Here is a 17,614-nt window from a genome sequence, read left to right on the forward strand (position 1 = left end):
GACCTAAGGGGGGTCCTCTTTTGCGTACCCGCAACCGTCTGCTGACCGTCGCCGGCCTCGCCGCCGCCACGCTCGCCGCCGCCGGCCTCAACTCCTCGGCGTTCGCCGCGACGACCCTGTCGTCCGGCCATGTCGACGTCCTCGACGCCGACTGGGACGGCTCCGCGCTGAGCCTGCACGCCCATGACGAGGAGAACGACACCGAGTACGACCCCGCGGACCTGACGCTGGCCGTCCCGGCCGCCGCGAAGGTCACCAACCCGGGCTACACCTTCCTCGGTTCGGGCAGCCAGGTCTGGCTGCTGCCCGACACCGAGGCCGAGGCGACCGCCGCCGGAGTGCTCTTCCCCGGCGTCTCCACCGAGCACCTGACCACGGGGGTCTTCGCCAACAACAACGTCACGTTCACCCTCGTCAGCGCCACCCGCAACGGTGCCGCGACCGAGGACTTCAGCGTCTACGCGGGCAGCGGCAGCCGCTGGTTCGACAGTGACACCGCCACCGGCGGCTTCAAGTCCAGAACCTTCGCCGTCGCCACCCACAACCACGCCAACTGGGCCTTCGAGGAGGCCGGCACCTACCAGCTGACGTTCCGGGTCTCCGGCACGGTCGGCGGTGTCGCCAAGACCGCCACCGGGACCTACACCGTCGTCGTCAGCTCATGAGGGAAGCCCTGACGCGCGGCGGGCGTGCCTTCACGGCGGCCGCTCTCACCACGACGGCCGCGGTGCTCCTGTGCGCGGCAGGGCTGGTCGTCGCCGGCGGCAGCGGGGACGCCCGCGCCGCCGGCGGTGCCGTCGTGCTGGACGAGGGCGAGCTCGACTTCACGCCCCGGCAGGTGGACGGCGGGCTGCGGTTGCAGATCGACGACCGTGGAGCCGGCTCCACGGTCGTACGCGAACCGTCCGAGGTCGTCCTGCACGTCGTCCCGTCCGCCCTCCAGTACACGCCGGACCCGGTGGCCACGGCGCTGGGGACCACGAACATGGACTCCTGGCAGCTGGGCGGCTGGGAGGCGGCGAACATCTTCGCGGCCGAGCCGGGCTGGAAGGGCACCGAGGCGGGCGGGGACACCGAGGTCGCGCTGTCCGGATACGAGGGGCCCGGCATCTTCGGCCTGGCCACGTACACGCGTGAGACCGACAGCGTGAACGGCCCGGCGATCGCCCATCTCGGCAGCGCGGAGGGCGTACCGCGGTCCTTCACCCTGGCCGGGGACACGGAACGGCTGCTGCCCATCTGGCAGTTCACCGCGGAAGGTGTCTACCGGCTCACCTTCACCGTGACCGCGGGCGGCGCCACCGACACCGAGACGCTGGCCGTGGTGGTGGGCGACGACGTCGATCCGTCGAGCGTGGCGCCCGGCGACGGGACCACGCCGACACCGTCCGCGAGCCCCACCCCGACTCCCACCGCCACGACGCACGTCATCTCCGAGGGGCACGTCGACATGGCGGCCCGGAAGGTGGAGGGCGCACTGGAGTTCCAGCTCAAGGAGGGGTCCGAACTCGACCACACGTGGCACCAGCCGGGCGGGGTCGTCCTGCACGTACGGCCCGCCGCCAAGCGGAAGATCCCCGAGGGGTACGACTTCCTCGGCGCCCCGGGCGACGCGGTGTGGTGGCTGCCGTTGCAGCAGAACGCCGGGATCGTGTGGCCCGGCTGGAACACCGGGGAGTTCCCCCGGGCCGACCTCGACGGCAAGGTCTCCTTCCGGCTGGACTCCGTCCAGGGGCCCGGGAACGTCGCGATGTTCTACAGCGACTCGACGGGCACCCCGGTCGTCCCGCTCAACAGCGGCGACGGACTGCCCGACACCCACACCCTCGCCGGGGGCACCCACGCCCACTTCGACTGGGCCTTCTCCGCCGAGGGCGTCTACCGCACCACGTTCACCGTCGGCGCCACACTCGCCGACGGCACCCGGGTCGGTGACACGGAGACCCTCGCCTGGGTGGTCGGGGACGACACCGATCCGTCGACGGTGACACCGGGGACGGGGGACGAACCGACGGCCACGCCCACGACGACACCGACCGCGAGTGCGAGCGGGACCGGCTCGGCGACGCCCACGGCCACCGCTTCCGCGTCGGAATCGGCATCGGCATCGGCATCGGCGTCGGCTGCCGCTTCCGGGGCACCGGGTGCGGCGGCCTCCGGGGTGGCGGTGAGCGTCGACGGCACGTCGGGCTCGCTCGCCTCCACCGGTGCCCAGGTGTCGGCGGTCGCGGGGATCGCGGTGGCCGCCCTGGTGCTGGGTGGCGGTGGGGTGTTCCTCGTACGACGACGCCGTACGACCGACCGGGAGGAGGGAACCCCATGAGGGGCCGTCCCACGCATGTCGCGGCCGTGGTGCTCACCGCCGCCTGTGTGCTGGTCGCCGGCTGCGGCCGGAGCGAATCCGACGCGTCCGAAGCCGAGTTGAAGGTCTCCACGACCACCGCGATCATCGCCGATCTGGTCCGGCAGGTCGGCGGGGACCGGGTCGACGTGACGTCGATCGTGCCGCACCACGGCGACCCGCACTCCTACGAGCCGAGCCCGGGGGACGCGGCGAAGGTCGCGCGAGCCGACCTCGTGTTCGGCAACGGGCTGCTGCTGGAGGAGCCCGGGATCATGAAGATGGTCCACAGCAACGCCCGGAAGTCCACGCCGAAGATCGAGATCGCCGAGAAGCTGGAGCAGTACGGCGGCACGGTGATGAAGCTGGAGGAGGACCTCGGGCTCGACGTGCTGTGGCTCGGCTGGGCGGTGGAGGGCGAGGTCGCCGGGGACGGATCCCAAGTCCGTACGACCGCCACCGGGTTGGAGGGGCCGGGGGATCTGCGGGTCTACCTGACCGACACGCTCGGACGCCCCAAGGTGTACGTCGACTCCCGTGACGGTTTCGACGACTCGGACTCCTTCACCCTGCCGCCCGAGGCGCACACACACGTCAACTGGGCGTTCAGCGAGCCGGGAACGTACCGGCTGACGGTCGAGGGGCGGACCGAGACGCTCGACGGGAGGACCGAGGAATTCGGCAGCGGCACCTTCACCTTCGCCGTCGGCACCGACGCCCCCGAGGGCGCCACCGTCCTCGACGGCGGACACGCCGACCTGGCGCTCAACGCCGGGACCGGGAAGGTGTACGTCCGCGCCGACGACGAGAAGAGCGGCGAGCGCAGGAGGTTCGCGCCGGACGAGGTGGTGCTGAACGTGCCCGACCGGGCGCGGGAGTCGGTGCCCGAGGAGAGTGCGTACTCCTTCCTCGGGGAGGCCGGTGACCCGCTGTGGGTGCTGCCGCAGGCCGTGCTCGGCAAGCACGTGCACGGCGATCTGGACCCGCACGCCTGGGAGGACGTCTCCAACGCGGAGGCGTATGTGCGGCGGATCCAGGCCGAGTTGGCGAAGGCGGACCCCGCCGGCGCGAAGACGTACGCGAAGAACGCCTCGGCCTCTCTGAAGCGGCTCGGAGCGCTGGACGAGGAGGTCGGACGGACGCTCGCGACCATCCCCGAGCGGAACCGCAAGCTGATCACCACCCATGACGCCTTCGGCTATCTCGCCAAGGCGTACGGCATGGAGGTCGCCGGTTTCGTCGTGCCGGTGCCCAACCAGGAGCCCAGCGCGGCAGAGGTGGAGAGGCTCGGCGACACCATCCGGGAGAAGCGGGTCCCGGCCGTGTTCGTGGAACCGAACCTCGCCGCGCGGGCGAACGTGCTGGAACGGGTCGCCCAGGACGAGGGGGTCGACGTCTGCACGATCTACGGCGACTCGTTCGACGACAAGGTCCACGACTACGTATCGATGATGCGGCACAACGCGACGGAGCTCGCCAAGTGCCTTGGAGGGACAGCCGGATGAGGGGCAGTGAACGGGTCGCGGTCGCCGTGGTGCTGGCGGCCGCACTCGCGGGGGGCGGGGTCGCCGTCGCGGACGAGACGTCGAGCGGGATCGGGAGGATCGCTTACGCCGACGGGGAGTTGACGCTCGATCCCGGGGACAGCGCCCATGTCGTCGAGGCGGACTCGGCCGCGCCGGGGTGGGACACGACGGGGGTGCCGTCGGGTGCCCTTGCCGGGGACACCGTGACCTGGGCGCTGACCGGGGTGGACGGGCCGGGTGATGTCACGGTGTACGGGGACGACTCCGTGCTCTTCGACAGCGCGGACGACGTGCCGGACCGGGTCGAGGTGCCGGTGGGTGAACAGGCCTACGGGCGCTGGGAGTTCAGCGAGGAAGGAACCTACCGGCTCATCTTCGAGGCGGCGGGTACGGCGGCGGAGGACGGGCGGGAGCTGTCCGTCGGGACCGTGTACACCGTGGTGGTCGGAGGCGAGGACGAACCGGCGGAGCCGACCGCCACCCCCGAACCTGCGGCCCCGGCGCGCGCGCTCGCCGCTCCGGCGGAGAAGCCGCGCACGGCCGCCGCGTCCGAGGTCGTCTCGACCCGGAAGGTCCTCGACGAGGGCCACATCGACTTCGCCGCCCGCGTGCTCGACGACAAGCTCCAGATCCACGTCAAGGACGGCACGGTCTCCGGGAGGACCACCTGGCGCGAGCCGTCCTCCCTGGTCCTGCGCGTGGGACCAGCCGCGAAGAACACCCTGCCCGACAACGACGCCTTCGCCTTCCTGGGCAGGCCCGGAACCGATGTCTGGCTGCTCGACCAGGTGCAGCAGGAAGGGCTGCTGTGGCCCGGCTGGTCGACGGACCATGTCGCGGCCGGGGCGATGAAGGGCGGCGTGACGTTCACGCTGACCGACGTCGCGGGACCGGGCGCGTACGCGCTGTACACGTACGACGCGATGTCCGGCGCCGAGGTGCTGTTCAACAGCAAGGACGGCGTCCCTGACTCCTTCGAGGTCCCCGCGAACACGCATGCGCACGGCGGGTGGGCGTTCACGAAGGAGGGCGCCTACCGGCTGACCTTCAGGATGAGCGGGAAACTCGCCGACGGGACGGCCGTGAGCGACACGGAGACCGTGGCGTTCGTGGTCGGGGACGGGAAGGCGGACGCCGTGACCCCTGGGGGCGGCTCCTCCGATGCGGGGTCGTCGTCCTCGCCGTCCCCTTCCGCCTCGGACTCGGACTCCGCCAAGGCCGGCGCCGGTCAAGGCACTTCATCCGGCTCCATGGCCGGCACCGGCGCCGGCGATCCCACCCTCCTCGCCACCGCGGCCGCCGGCCTCGCGCTCGTCGGCGGGGGTGCGGTGTGGGGCGTACGGCGTCGGCGGCGGGGCGTGTGAGCGGGGTGCTGCGGGTCGAGGCCGCCTCCGTCGTGCTAGGGGGGCGGCTCGCACTGGAGGACGCCTCGCTCACCGTGGCGGCGGGTGAGCTGGTCGGGCTGATCGGGCCCAACGGGGCGGGGAAGACGACGCTGCTGCGGGCGGCGCTCGGGCTCGTGCCGCTCGTCTCGGGGGCCGTTTCGGTGGCGTCCCGGCCCGGGTACGTGCCCCAACGGCACGAGTTCGCCTGGGACTTCCCGATCGATGTCGCGGGGGCCGTGCTGACCGGACGTACGAGGACGATCGGGTGGCTTCGGCGGCCCCGGCAGGCCGACCGGGAGGCCGCGGAACGGGCCCTGGAGCTCACCGGGCTCACCGGGCTGGCCCGCCGCCCCATCGGCGAGCTGTCCGGGGGGCAGCGCCAACGCGTGCTCGTGGCCCGGGCGTTGGCGGCGGAGCCCCGGCTCCTGCTGCTCGACGAACCGTTCACCGGCGTGGACGTCCCCACCCAGGAGCTCCTCAACCAGCTCTTCCGGCAGCTCGCCGCCGAGGGCCGGGCCCTGCTGATGACCACCCACGACCTGGCGGCCGCCGCCCGCACCTGCGACCGGGTGGTGCTGATCAACCGGACGGTCGTCGCCGACGGCGGGCCCGAACTGTTGACCGAACCGGACCGGATGCTGCGGGCCTTCGGACTCGACCGGGCCATGCCCACGGAGACGATGACGTGATCGACTTCCTGCTCGACCCCTGGGAACTGCCCTTCATGCAGCGGGCGTTCGCCGTCGCCGCCGTGGTGGGGCTGGTGTGCGGGGTGGTCGGGGTGTACGTCGTGCTGCGCGGGATGGCGTTCATCGGGGACGCGGTGGCCCACTCGGCGTTCCCCGGGGTGGCGCTGGCCTACACCTTCGGGGGGAATCTGCTCCTCGGCGGCGCGGCGGCCGGGATCGTCACGTCGGTGCTCATCGCGTACGTGTCGCAGAACCGGCGGCTGAAGGAGGACACCGTCATCGGCGTCTTCTTCGCCTTCGCGTTCGGCCTCGGGATCGTGCTGGTGTCGACGCGGGACAGCTGGACGACCGACCTGTCCTCGTTCCTGTTCGGGCAGGTGCTGGCGGTGTCGCCGCAGGACGTCTGGACGGTCGCCGGGATCGGGGCGGTGCTGGTGGCCGTCGTGCTCGCCCTGCGCAAGGAGCTGGTGGCGGTCAGCCTGGACCGGGAGACGGCACGGGCGGCCGGGCTGCCGGTGTTCCGGCTCGACCTGACGCTGTACGTGGTCGTGACCTCCACGATCGTGATGTCGCTGGAGGCCGTCGGCAACGTCCTCGTCCTCGCCCTGCTCATCACACCCGCCGCGACCGCCCGGCTGCTGACCGAGCGGCTGTGGACCATGACGCTGCTCGCGTCGGTGATCGGCTGCGCGGGGAGCCTGGCCGGGCTGTATGTGTCGTACGTGTACGACCTGGCGGCCGGCGGCTCCATCGTCGTAGTCCTGACCGGGGTGTTCGTGGTGACGTGGTGCCTGGCGCCCAGGCACGGGCTGCTCGCGCGTGCCGCGAAGAAGACGGTGGTCGGTCCGGTCAGTCCGGGAGGAGACGGCCGCGCTGTGCGAGCAGGAACTTCTTGAAGGCCGCCACCGGTGGCGTGTCCGGGTGGCCGTCGAGCCAGGCGACACCGATCTCGCGCACCGCGCGCGGGGCGGTGACCGTCAGCTCGACGACACCGGGACGGGCCACGGCGGGCGGCGGGAGGAGGGCGACCCCGAGGCCGGCGGCGACCAGCCCCCGTAGCGTCTCGGCCTCCTCTCCCTCGAAGGCGATCCGCGGCTTGAACCCGGCCTCCTGGCACAGGTCGTCGGTGATGCGGCGCATGCCGTAGTTGGGTTCCAGGGTCACGAAGGTCTCGTCGGCGGCCTCGGCGAGGCGCACGCGCTTGCGGGCGGCGAGGCGGTGGTCGGCGGGGACGACCAGGCGCAGCTTCTGCTCGTCGAGGCGGCGGCCGACCAGGTCCGGGGCGTCCGGGACCGGGGAGGTCAGACACAGGTCCAGCTCCCCCGCGCGCAGCCGCTCGATCATCGCCTCGCCGTAGTTCTGCACGAGGCTGAAGCGGACGCGGGGGTGGTCGGCGCGGAAGGCGCGGATCAGGCCGGGGACCGTCTCCGAGCCCATGGTGTGCAGAAAACCGAAGGCGACCTTGCCGGTGGCCGGGTCGGCGTCGGCGCGGACCTCCTCGGCGGCGCGGTCGATCTCGGCGAGGGCGCGTTCGACGTGGCCGAGGAAGGCGCGGCCGGCCGGGGTGAGGGAGACGGTGCGGCCGATGCGGGCGAACAGGTCGACGCCCAGGTCCTGTTCGAGGCGGACCATCGCGCGGGAGAGCGTGGACTGCGGGACGTTCATCTCCTGGGCGGCCCGGGTGACGTGCTCGGTGCGGGCGACGCCGGCGAAGTACGCCAGTCGCGGGGCCAGCACCATCGACATCTCCGACATGTCTTGTGTGTCACTGGACGGTGACAGCCGAGGCTGTGAGCTGTGTTGATGCACCATGGGAACGATTATGGAGAGTCCGTGCATTGGACGCATGAACCGAGGTGTACGTAACTTCGAGGCATGCCTGCCAGTACCGAGGCGTCCATGACCATGGGCGCCGTATCCGCTGTTCCTGATCTCGACTCCCGTATGGCCCCGGGCGGCCCCGGCTACCGCCGGATGAGCTTCGCCCTCTTCCTCGCCGGGGTGGCGACCTTCGCCCTCCTGTACTCCACGCAGGCCCTTCTGCCGCTGATCTCCGGCGACTTCGGGGTGGCGGCGAGCGACGCGAGCTGGACGGTGGCGGCGGCGACGGGCGCACTGGCCCTGTTCGTCCTCCCGATGAGCGCGCTGTCGGAGCGGTACGGACGGCGCACGGTCATGACGGGCTCGCTGGCGGTCGCGGTGATGGTCGGCCTCCTGGTCCCGCTGGCTCCCTCGCTGCCGGTGCTGGTGGCGCTGCGGGCGTTGCAGGGCGCGGCGCTGGCCGGTCTTCCGGCTTCCGCGACGGCCTATCTGGCGGAGGAGGTCAGGCCGAAGGCTCTGGTCACGGCGATCGGACTGTTCGTCGCGGGCAACAGTGTCGGCGGGATGAGCGGCCGCGTCATCACCGGCTGGGTGGCGCAGGAGTGGGGCTGGCGGGTGGCCCTGGGCGTGATCGGTGCGATCGCGGTCGGGTGCGCGGTGGCGTTCCGGCTGCTGCTGCCGGCGCCGAAGCACTTCGTCGCCGGGTCGCTGAAGCCGCGGGTGCTGGTGCGGACGGTCCGTGAGCACCTGTCCAACCCGCTGATGTGCCGGCTGTACGCGATCGGCGCGCTGTTCATGACGGTGTTCGGCGGTGTGTACACGGTGATCGGGTACCGGCTGACGGAGGCGCCGTTCGATCTGCCGCAGGGTGTCGTCGGCTCGATCTTCCTGGTGTACCTGGTGGGTACGGTGTCGGCGTCCACGGCCGGGCGGCTGGTGGGCCGTCTCGGGCGGCGAGGTGCGCTGTACGCGGCGGGTGCGACGACGGCGGCGGGTCTGGTGCTGTCGCTGGCGGACTCGCTGGTGCTGGTCCTGCTGGGGCTGGTGCTGATCACCGGTGGGTTCTTCGCGGGGCACGCCTGCGCGTCCTCGGCGGTCAGCAAGACGGCGACCGAGGGGCGGGCGCAGGCCTCGGCGCTGTATCAGTCGGCGTACTACATCGGCTCCAGTGTGGGCAGTACGGTCGGTGCGCTCGCCTTCCACGCGGGTGGCTGGGCCGGGACGGTCGGCGTCGGTCTGCTGGCGGTGCTCGGCGTCGTCACGATCACCGTCCTCGGAACGCGCGCGGCCCGGGCCCAGCAGCGGCTCCTGGCGGCCTGAGCCGCACGCCCCCCTTTTTTTCTTCCCCCTGGTCGAGGTCGGTCGGCCAGGGGGAACGCCTTTTCTCGCCCCCGCCGCCCCTACCCGTTCCCATCCCCAGGGGGCGGCAGCCCCCAGGGACGGGACGGGTAGGGGCGGCGGGGGCGAAAGGCGTCTGGCCTGCATGTTTCGTCACTCGGCACGCCATTGTCAGACCCCTGCGATAGCTTCGAACGTGGTGGGCGCAAAGGCGCGACACAGAACGGCCACAGGGGTGGGTGGACGATGACGGACAGCACGATGACAGCGGACCTCGACGTCAGGCTGGAGAAGCACCGGGTCGAGCTGACCGGGTACTGCTACCGCATGCTCGGCTCGTCCTTCGAGGCGGAGGACGCGGTGCAGGACACGATGGTCCGCGCCTGGCGCAACTACGACAAGTTCGAGGGCCGTTCCAGCCTCCGCTCCTGGCTCTACCGCATCGCGACCAACGTCTGCCTGGACATGCTGACGGCCGGCAACAAACGCGCGAGGCCCATGGACCTCACCGACTCCACGCCGCTCGCCCAGGCCGCCCTCTCCCCCCGCCCGGACCACACCTGGCTGGAGCCGATGCCGGACGCCCGCATCCTGCCCACCGTCGAGGACCCCGCGGAGGCGGCCGTGGCCAAGGAGTCCGTACGGCTCGCCTTCATGGCCGCCCTGCAGCAACTCCCGCCCAAGCAGCGCGCGGTGCTGATCCTGCGCGAGGTGCTGGCCTGGAAGGCGAGCGAGGTCGCCGAGCTGCTCGACACCACGGTCGCCTCGGTCAACAGCGCCCTCCAGCGGGCCCGCGCGACCCTCGCCGAGCGGGACGGGCACGGCGCGGACGCGACGGTGTCCGACCCGCTGGACGAGGAGCAGCAGAAGCTCCTGGACCGCTACATGGCGGCGTTCGAGGGGTACGACATGACGGCACTGACGGCCCTGCTGCACGAGGACGCCATCATGACGATGCCGCCGTTCGACCTGTGGCTGACGGGCCACGACGACATCACGGGCTTCATGACGACCCTGGGCTCGGCCTGCGAGGGCTCACGCCTGGTGCCGGTGCAGGTCAACGGTCTGCCGGGGTTCGCGCAGTACAAGCCGGACCCGGAGGCGGGCGGCTACACACCGTGGGCGGTGCAGATCCTGGAGATCTCAGAGGGCCGGCTCACCGGGTTCCACTTCTTCCTCGACACCAAGAGGTGGTTCCCGCTGTTCGGGCTCCCCCTCCATCTCGACGCTCTCGAAGCGGAGTCCGACCAGGTCGAGGAGGGCGTGTAGGGCCGGGTCGGGGTCTCTGAGCCTGATCCGTCCGCCGGCCCGCCGGGCGGCGAGCTGGAGCCGCGCCAGCAGATCGACGGTCCCGAGCCCCGGCGGTCCGAGCCCGGCCACATCACAGACGACGACCCCGGCCCCGGTCGTGTCCAGCAGTGCCCGCACGTCGTCGCACAGCCCCGCCACCTCGTCCCGGGTGACGGGGCCGGCCAGTACGAGCACGGCGGGTGTCATGGCGTCCACGATCTGTAGACCGGGCGGGCGGGCAGAACTCATCGTCGCTGCGGGGGTCGTGCGGGAGTCCACCGACCGGGATCACATTGACCTGGGCATCCTCTTCCCCAGAGGGTTGGCTGTATGCCCCACGGATCAGCACCGCCCTGGATATCCCACGCCCTCCTCACCGACGAGGAGGTTCCGTGCAGGGGGTGCTGACCGGCTTCGCCGTCATCGCCGTGGTCATCGCGGTCGGGTATCTGATCGGCCGCCGCGGCCACCTCGGTGACAACGGCCGCGAGGTCCTGACCAAGCTCGCCTTCCACGTCGCCTCCCCGGCCCTGCTCTTCACCACACTCGCGCGGGCCGACCTGTCGATGGTCTTCTCCAGCCGCCTGGTCGTGACCGCGCTGAGCACGGCGGCGGTGGCGGGCGTCTTCGTGGCGGTGGGTGTCGTACGCGGCTGGGGCGTGGGCCGTACGACGATCGGCGCGCTCTGCTCCAGCTATGTCAACTCCGGCAACCTCGGGATCCCGATCGCCGTGTACGTCCTGGGCGACGCCTCGCTGGTGGCCCCGGTGCTGCTGTTCCAGCTGCTCCTGCTGACCCCGATCGCGCTGACCGTCCTGGACCTGTCGGCCCGGGACGGCAAGGACCCGCTGTGGCTACGGCTGCTGACTCCGCTGCGCAACCCGATCGCGGTGGGTTCACTGGCGGGGGTCGCGGTCTCGGCGACCGGCCTGCGCATCCCCTCGGCGGTCATGGACCCGGTGACGCTGATCGGCAACATGTCCGTCCCGGCGGTGCTGTTGGCGTTCGGCATCTCCCTGTGCGGCAGCACGATGCCGGGCCGGGGCCCGGACCGCCACCTGGTCCTGCTCTCGGTCGCGCTGAAGTCGGTGGGCCAGCCGGCGGCCGCCTGGGCGCTGGCGGTGGGGGTGTTCGGGCTGCGCGGGCACCAACTCCTGGACGTGGTGGTGACGTCGGCGCTGCCCGCGGCACAGAACCTCTATACGTATGCGTCGAGTTACCGGGTGGGCGAGCGCCTGGCACGGGACGCGATCCTGGTGTCGACCGTGCTGTCGGTGCCGGTCCTGGTGGTGGTCGCGGCGCTGCTGGGCTGACCGTGAGCACGGAAAAGGGGCCGGCGCCCGAAGGCACCGGCCCCTTTCCTGCCACCTCACATCAGGCGATGCGCTCCAGCACCACCGGCGACGCGGTGAAGTCCGTGCCCGCGGCGGCGATGTCGTAGGAACCCTCGACCGCCTCCAGCGCGTAGGCGAAGCGCTCCGGGGTGTCCGTGTGGAGGGTCAGCAGGGGCTGGCCCTCGGTGACCGTGTCGCCCGGCTTGGCGTGCATCTCGACGCCCGCGCCCGCCTGGACCGGGTCCTCCTTGCGGGCGCGGCCCGCACCGAGGCGCCAGGCGGCGATGCCGATGTCGTAGGCGTCGAGGCGGGTCAGGACACCGGAGGCGGTGGCCTTGACCACGTGCTGCTCCTTGGCGACCGGCAGCTCCGCGTCCGGGTCGCCGCCCTGGGCCGCGATCATGCGGCGCCAGACGTCCATGGCCGAGCCGTCGGCCAGCGCCTTCGCCGGGTCGGCGTCCTTCACGCCCGCCGCGGCGAGCATTTCGCGGGCCAGGGCGATGGTCAGTTCCACGACGTCCGACGGGCCGCCGCCCGCCAGGACCTCGACCGACTCGCGGACCTCGAGGGCGTTGCCCGCCGTCAGGCCCAGCGGCGTCGACATGTCCGTCAGCAGCGCCACCGTCTTCACACCGTGGTCCGTGCCCAGGCCGACCATCGTGGAGGCCAGTTCGCGGGCGTCCTCGATCGTCTTCATGAAGGCGCCGGTGCCGACCTTCACGTCCAGGACCAGGGAGCCCGTGCCCTCCGCGATCTTCTTCGACATGATCGACGAGGCGATGAGGGGGATCGCCTCCACGGTGCCGGTGACATCGCGCAGGGCGTACAGCTTCTTGTCGGCCGGGGCGAGACCGTCGCCGGCCGCGCAGATCACCGCACCCGTGGTGTCGAGGACGTGCAGCATCTCCTCGTTCGACAGCAGCGCGCGCCAGCCCGGGATCGACTCCAGTTTGTCCAGCGTGCCGCCGGTGTGGCCGAGGCCGCGGCCGGACAGCTGCGGGACGGCCGCGCCGCACGCCGCGACCAGCGGGGCGAGGGGCAGCGTGATCTTGTCGCCGACGCCGCCGGTGGAGTGCTTGTCGGCGGTGGGGAGAGACAGCCCCGAGAAGTCCATGCGCTCGCCGCTCGCGATCATCGCGGCGGTCCAGCGGGAGATCTCGCCGCGGTTCATGCCGTTGAGGAGGATGGCCATGTTCAGCGCGGCCATCTGGTAGTCGGCGACCTCCCCGCGGGTGTACGCGTCGATGACCCAGTCGATCTGCTCGTCGCTGAGCTCACCGCGGTCGCGCTTGGTGCGGATGACGGAGATGGCGTCCATGGCCATGAAGCATTCCTTCCGGACAATCAGAAAGTGTGCGGCCCCTCCGAGCCGGATGGATCATCAACTCGGAGGGGCCGCACGGTAGTTACTTGGTGAGATGGCCCGGTCCGAAGGCCTGCGGCAGCATCTCGGACAGCGGCAGGATTCCCGCCGGGGTCTCCAGGAGGAGATCCGGGCCACCGAACTCGTACAGCAGCTGACGGCAGCGCCCGCAGGGAACGAGGATCTCACCCCGGCCGTCGACGCAGGTGAAGTGCGTCAGCCGGCCGCCGCCGGTGCGCTGCAGCTCCGAGACCAGCCCGCACTCGGCGCACAGGCCGAGTCCGTAGGAGGCGTTCTCGACATTGCAGCCGGAGACCGTACGGCCGTCGTCGACGAGGGCCGAGACGCCGACCGGGTAGCCCGAGTAGGGGGCGTACGCGTGGGTCATCGCCTCGCGCGCCACCTCCCGCAGGGCGTCCCAGTCGAAGTCGGCGGAGGTCACTTCCCTTGCCCCTTCCGGTAGGGCAGGCCGTCCGCCTTCGGCATCCTCAGGCGCTGTGCGGACAGCGAGAGCACCAGCAGGGTGATGACGTACGGGCTGGCCGTCACGACCTGGTTCGGGACCTCGTTCGTGCTGGTGTACCAGATGAACATCAGGGCCGAGATCGCGGCGGTGATGGCGGCGGGGACGTACTTCTTCTTCCAGATGAGGTACGCGACGCCGAACACCAGCAGGATCGCCAGGAGCAGGATCAGCGCGTGGACGTTGGTCGTGCCGCCGCGCAGCTTGAGGCTGTCGGTGTAGCCGAACAGGCCCGCGCCGAGGGCGAGTCCGCCCGGCATCCAGTTGCCGAAGATCATCGCGGCGAGACCGATGTAACCGCGCCCTGCCGTCTGGCCGTCGAGGTACACGTTGGACGACACGATCGACAGGAAGGCACCGCCGAGGCCGGCGAAGCCGCCAGAGATGATCACGGCGATGTACTTGTACTTGTAGACGTTGACACCGAGCGACTCGGCGGCGATCGGGTTCTCGCCGCAGGACCGCAGCCGCAGACCGAAGGATGTGCGCCACAGCACGTACCAGGTGGCGGGTACGAGGGCGACCGCCACCACGGTGAGCGGAGACAGGTCGGTGATCAGGCCGCCGACCAGGCCGGCGATGTCGGAGACCAGGAACCAGTGCTTCTGGTTGAGGGTCTCCAGCCAGCTGGACAGGCCCGGGACGTCGAAGGTGCCCAGCGACTCGATCGGCGGGGACTGCTTGGAGGAGCCCTGCGGGGCCTCCTCGAAGGTGTACTTCGACAGATAGCGGGTGGTGCCCAGGGCCAGGATGTTCAGGGCCACACCGGAGACGATGTGGTTGACGTTGAACGTCACCGTGGCGATGGCGTGCAGCACGGCACCGAGCGCGCCGCCGATGATGCCGACGAGCACGCCGGTCCAGGGACCCCACTGGTAGCCGGCCCAGGCTCCGAACCAGGTGCCGAGGATCATCATGCCCTCGAGGCCGATGTTGACGACGCCCGCGCGCTCGGCCCACAGACCGCCGAGGCCCGCGAGCCCGATCGGCACGGCGGAGCGCAGCGCGGTGGACATCTGGCCGGTCGAGGTGATGCCGTCCGCGCCGGTGATCAGGCGGACGACGGACGTCAGGATGAGAACGCCCGAGATGATCAGGAGGACGACAGGCAGCGAGATACGGCGGCCGCCCTTTCCGGGCTTCGCCGGCGCCTTGGCGATGGTCGCGGTGCTCATCAGACCGCCACCTCCTTCTTCGTGTTGGCGGCGGCCGCGGCGAGCTCCTCACCGACGCGCTTCTGCTGGCGGCGCAGACCCCAGGTGCGGACGACCTCGTAGGAGATGACGACCGCGAAGACGATCAGGCCCTGCATGATCGTGGCGATCTCCTTCTCGTACGGCTCGGGAGTCGCGTAGTCGAGAGCGGGGGACGCCTTGTCGAGGAAGGCCCACAGCAGCGCGGCGAGGGCAATGCCGCCGGGGTTGTTGCGGCCGAGCAGGGCGATGCCGATGGCGGTGAAGCCGAGGCCGGCCGGGAAGCTGAGGCTGTAGGTGTGGGCGTCGCCGAGCAGCAGCGGCAGGCCCGAGATGCCGGCGACCGCGCCGGAGATCAGCATCGCGGTGAGCACCATGCGCTTGGCGTTGACGCCGGAGGCCGCGGCGGCGGACTCGGACTCACCGGTGGCCCTGAGGTCGAAGCCGAAGCGGGTGCGGTTGAGGACGGCCCAGTAGCCGATGCCCATGGCGACCGCGAGGAAGACCAGGCCGTAGATCTCGCCGACATCCGAGCCGAGGTTGATGCCGGGCACCCAGCCGGAGTCCTTCATCACGCCGGTCGTGACGTTGTCCCCGACCAGCACACCGAAGTTGTCGGTGAGGGTGAGGTAGCCGATGAGGCTGGTGGCGATCGAGTTGAGCATGATCGTCGAGACGACCTCGCTGACGCCCCGGGTCACCTTCAGCAGGCCCGCGATACCGGCCCACATGGCACCGGTGAGCGCGCCGACCAGGATCAGCAGCGGGACCTGGAGGGCCGACGGCAGCGCCACGTGGGCGCCGACCACCGCGGTCATCATGGCGCCGAGGCGGTACTGGCCGTCGACGCCGATGTTGAACAGGTTCATCCGGAAGCCGAGGGCGACCGCGAGGGCGGCGATGTAGTACATCGACGCCTGGTTGATGATCAGAACCTGTACGTCGGAGAAGCCGGCCTGCTCCAGCATGAGCGTGTACGGCTCGATCGGGCTCTTGCCCGAGGCGATCAGCACGACCGAGGTCAGCAGGATCGCCGCGACGAGCGCCAGGGCCGGTCCGGCCACGGCGAGGAGCAGTCGCTCCTTGTCGAACTTCTTCATCGGGCCTCGTCCTCCGGGGCGCTCTCGTCCTCGACGTGCTCAAGGTGTCCGGTGGCGGCACCCGTCATGGCGGAGCCGAGCTCCTCCGGGGTGACGGTGGCCGGGTCGGCGTCGGCGACCAGCCTGCCGTTGTAGATCACGCGCAGGGTGTCCGACAGGCCGATGAGCTCGTCCAGGTCGGCGGAGATCAGCAGCACGGCCAGGCCCTCGCGGCGGGCGTCGCGGATGCGGTCCCAGATCTGGGCCTGTGCGCCGACGTCCACTCCGCGGGTGGGGTGGGCGGCGATCAGGAACTTCGGATTGTGGCTCATCTCGCGGCCGACGATCAGCTTCTGCTGGTTGCCGCCGGAGAGGGAGGCCGCGGTGACGTCGATGCCGGGGGTACGGACGTCGTACTCCTCTACGATGCGGCGGGTGTCGGCCTGGGCGGCCTTCGGGGTCAGCCAGAAGCCCTTGGCGTTGGGCGTCTCGGTGACATGGCCGAGGATGCGGTTCTCCCAGAGGGGGGCCTCCAGGAGCAGGCCCTGGCGGTGGCGGTCCTCGGGGATGTAGCCGACGCCGGACTCCCGGCGCTTGCGGGTGGCCCAGGAGGTGACGTCCTCGCCCTCGAAGAAGATGGCTCCGGAGTCGGCGTTCTTGGTGCCGATCAGGGCGTCGATGAGCTCGGTCTGGCCGTTGCCCTCGACACCGGCGATGCCCATGACCTCACCGGCGTGGATGGTGAAGGAGACGCCGTCGAGGACCTTCTTGACCTCGGCGCCGCCCACCTCGTCCATGAGCAGGGAGGCGGACGACTCGCCGAGCGTCAGCGCGCCCGAGGAGTACACGGTGAGGTTCTTGACCTCGACGACGGCCCGGTCGGTGACGGTCGACTCGGCGGTCTCCGGGGTGGGGAGCTCGCTGCCGACCATCATCTCGGCGAGCTGGCGCGGGGTGGTCTCGGACGGTACGGCGGTGCCGACCGTCGTGCCGCGGCGGATGACGGTGATCTCGTCCGCGACGGAGAGGACCTCGCCCAGCTTGTGGGAGATGAAGATGACCGACAGGCCCTCGGACTTGAGCTCGCGCAGGTTGGCGAAGAGCGCGGCGACCTCCTGCGGCACGAGGACCGCGGTCGGCTCGTCGAGGATCAGGGTGTCGGCGCCGCGGAAGAGGACCTTGAGGATCTCCACGCGCTGACGTTCGGCGACACCGAGGTCCTCGACCAGGGCGTCGGGGCGGACGCCGAGGCCGTAGCGGTCGGAGATCTCCTTGATCTTCTTCCGGGCGGCGCCGCCGATGCCGTACAGCTTCTCGCTGCCCAGCACCACGTTCTCCAGAACCGTGAGGTTGTCGGCGAGCATGAAGTGCTGGTGGACCATGCCGATGCCGCGGGCGATGGCGTCGGCGGGGCTGCCGAAGCTCACCTGGGTGCCGCCGACCGCGATGGTGCCCTCGTCCGGCTTCTGCATGCCGTAGAGGATCTTCATCAGGGTCGACTTGCCGGCGCCGTTCTCACCGACGAGGGCGTGCACCGTGCCTTTTCGGACCGTCAGGTGGATGTCGTGGTTGGCGACGACACCGGGGAAGCGCTTGGTGATCCCCGCCAGCTCTACCGCGATCGTCGACGGTGCGGTGAGCGGAGGGCTGCTGGACGCGTCGATGGCGCACTCTCCTTGGGAAAGGGGCCGCTCTACGCGCGTAGCGCCCCTGCTTTAAATAGTGCCCGGAC

The 17,614-nt window shown here is 70.9% G+C and carries 15 protein-coding genes and 1 pseudogene; 9 read left to right on the plus strand and 7 right to left on the minus strand.

Features of this window, described 5'->3' with window-relative positions:
- The first annotated feature begins 20 nt into the window (after positions 1 to 20).
- Genes QF037_RS18560 through QF037_RS18585 form a run of 6 tightly spaced genes read left to right on the plus strand, consistent with a single transcriptional unit; the run spans position 21 to position 6,837 of the window.
- On the plus strand, positions 21 to 665 hold the full coding sequence (locus QF037_RS18560) for a choice-of-anchor M domain-containing protein (protein ID WP_307026692.1): 645 nt from the start codon (positions 21 to 23) through the stop codon (positions 663 to 665).
- Positions 662 to 2,323 (plus strand): choice-of-anchor M domain-containing protein, encoded by a 1,662-nt coding sequence (locus tag QF037_RS18565; protein ID WP_307026695.1) that lies wholly within the window; start codon positions 662 to 664, stop codon positions 2,321 to 2,323. The genes QF037_RS18560 and QF037_RS18565 overlap by 4 nt, the downstream gene beginning before the upstream one ends.
- Positions 2,320 to 3,846, plus strand: coding sequence for an anchored repeat ABC transporter, substrate-binding protein (locus QF037_RS18570; protein ID WP_307026697.1), 1,527 nt, complete (start codon positions 2,320 to 2,322; stop codon positions 3,844 to 3,846). The genes QF037_RS18565 and QF037_RS18570 overlap by 4 nt, the downstream gene beginning before the upstream one ends.
- Positions 3,843 to 5,231 (plus strand): TIGR03773 family transporter-associated surface protein, encoded by a 1,389-nt coding sequence (locus QF037_RS18575; protein WP_307026699.1) that lies wholly within the window; start codon positions 3,843 to 3,845, stop codon positions 5,229 to 5,231. The genes QF037_RS18570 and QF037_RS18575 overlap by 4 nt, the downstream gene beginning before the upstream one ends.
- A complete protein-coding gene (locus QF037_RS18580) occupies positions 5,228 to 5,941 on the plus strand; it encodes an anchored repeat-type ABC transporter ATP-binding subunit (RefSeq protein ID WP_373463747.1) in 714 nt (237 codons plus the stop codon). The genes QF037_RS18575 and QF037_RS18580 overlap by 4 nt, the downstream gene beginning before the upstream one ends.
- Positions 5,938 to 6,837 (plus strand): anchored repeat-type ABC transporter permease subunit, encoded by a 900-nt coding sequence (locus QF037_RS18585; protein ID WP_307026701.1) that lies wholly within the window; start codon positions 5,938 to 5,940, stop codon positions 6,835 to 6,837. The genes QF037_RS18580 and QF037_RS18585 overlap by 4 nt, the downstream gene beginning before the upstream one ends.
- Here QF037_RS18585 and QF037_RS18590 read toward each other — a convergent pair.
- Positions 6,791 to 7,753 (minus strand): LysR family transcriptional regulator, encoded by a 963-nt coding sequence (locus QF037_RS18590; RefSeq protein ID WP_307026703.1) that lies wholly within the window; start codon positions 7,751 to 7,753, stop codon positions 6,791 to 6,793. The genes QF037_RS18585 and QF037_RS18590 overlap by 47 nt on opposite strands.
- A 63-nt stretch (positions 7,754 to 7,816) precedes the next feature.
- On the opposite strand from QF037_RS18590, the gene QF037_RS18595 reads away from it, so the two are divergent.
- Positions 7,817 to 9,082 carry an MFS transporter gene (locus QF037_RS18595; RefSeq protein WP_307026705.1) on the plus strand — a complete coding sequence of 422 codons (1,266 nt, stop codon included), beginning with the start codon at positions 7,817 to 7,819 and terminating at the stop codon, positions 9,080 to 9,082.
- Between the two features lie 264 nt (positions 9,083 to 9,346).
- Positions 9,347 to 10,369: a sigma-70 family RNA polymerase sigma factor gene (locus QF037_RS18600; protein WP_307026708.1), complete on the plus strand. Its 1,023-nt coding sequence runs from the start codon at positions 9,347 to 9,349 to the stop codon at positions 10,367 to 10,369.
- A 30-nt stretch (positions 10,370 to 10,399) separates the two neighbouring features.
- Here QF037_RS18600 and QF037_RS18605 read toward each other — a convergent pair.
- Positions 10,400 to 10,639, minus strand: a pseudogene (locus QF037_RS18605) (STAS domain-containing protein); the annotation flags it as partial.
- Between the two features lie 143 nt (positions 10,640 to 10,782).
- Here QF037_RS18605 and QF037_RS18610 point away from each other — a divergent pair.
- Positions 10,783 to 11,703: an AEC family transporter gene (locus QF037_RS18610; RefSeq protein WP_307026710.1), complete on the plus strand. Its 921-nt coding sequence runs from the start codon at positions 10,783 to 10,785 to the stop codon at positions 11,701 to 11,703.
- Between the two features lie 61 nt (positions 11,704 to 11,764).
- Here the strand turns inward: QF037_RS18610 and QF037_RS18615 are convergent, their stop codons facing one another.
- The 5 genes from QF037_RS18615 to QF037_RS18635 all read right to left on the minus strand — a co-directional run bounded on the left by QF037_RS18615 (position 11,765) and on the right by QF037_RS18635 (position 17,546).
- The gene (locus QF037_RS18615; RefSeq protein WP_307026711.1) at positions 11,765 to 13,048 is read right to left on the minus strand and encodes a thymidine phosphorylase; all 1,284 of its coding nucleotides are present in this window, start codon (positions 13,046 to 13,048) and stop codon (positions 11,765 to 11,767) included.
- 82 nt (positions 13,049 to 13,130) lie between these two features.
- Complete coding sequence (locus QF037_RS18620) at positions 13,131 to 13,529, minus strand: cytidine deaminase (protein WP_307026713.1); 399 nt, start codon at positions 13,527 to 13,529, stop codon at positions 13,131 to 13,133.
- The gene (locus QF037_RS18625; protein ID WP_307026715.1) at positions 13,526 to 14,785 is read right to left on the minus strand and encodes an ABC transporter permease; all 1,260 of its coding nucleotides are present in this window, start codon (positions 14,783 to 14,785) and stop codon (positions 13,526 to 13,528) included. The genes QF037_RS18620 and QF037_RS18625 overlap by 4 nt, the downstream gene beginning before the upstream one ends.
- Positions 14,785 to 15,903: an ABC transporter permease gene (locus QF037_RS18630; RefSeq protein WP_307026717.1), complete on the minus strand. Its 1,119-nt coding sequence runs from the start codon at positions 15,901 to 15,903 to the stop codon at positions 14,785 to 14,787. Before QF037_RS18630 ends, QF037_RS18625 begins: the two co-directional genes overlap by 1 nt.
- Positions 15,900 to 17,546: an ABC transporter ATP-binding protein gene (locus tag QF037_RS18635; RefSeq protein ID WP_373463962.1), complete on the minus strand. Its 1,647-nt coding sequence runs from the start codon at positions 17,544 to 17,546 to the stop codon at positions 15,900 to 15,902. The genes QF037_RS18630 and QF037_RS18635 overlap by 4 nt, the downstream gene beginning before the upstream one ends.
- Positions 17,547 to 17,614 lie beyond the last annotated feature (68 nt).

The sequence above is a fragment of the Streptomyces canus genome, assembly GCF_030815415.1.
GTDB classification, from domain to species: domain Bacteria; phylum Actinomycetota; class Actinomycetes; order Streptomycetales; family Streptomycetaceae; genus Streptomyces; species Streptomyces canus_F.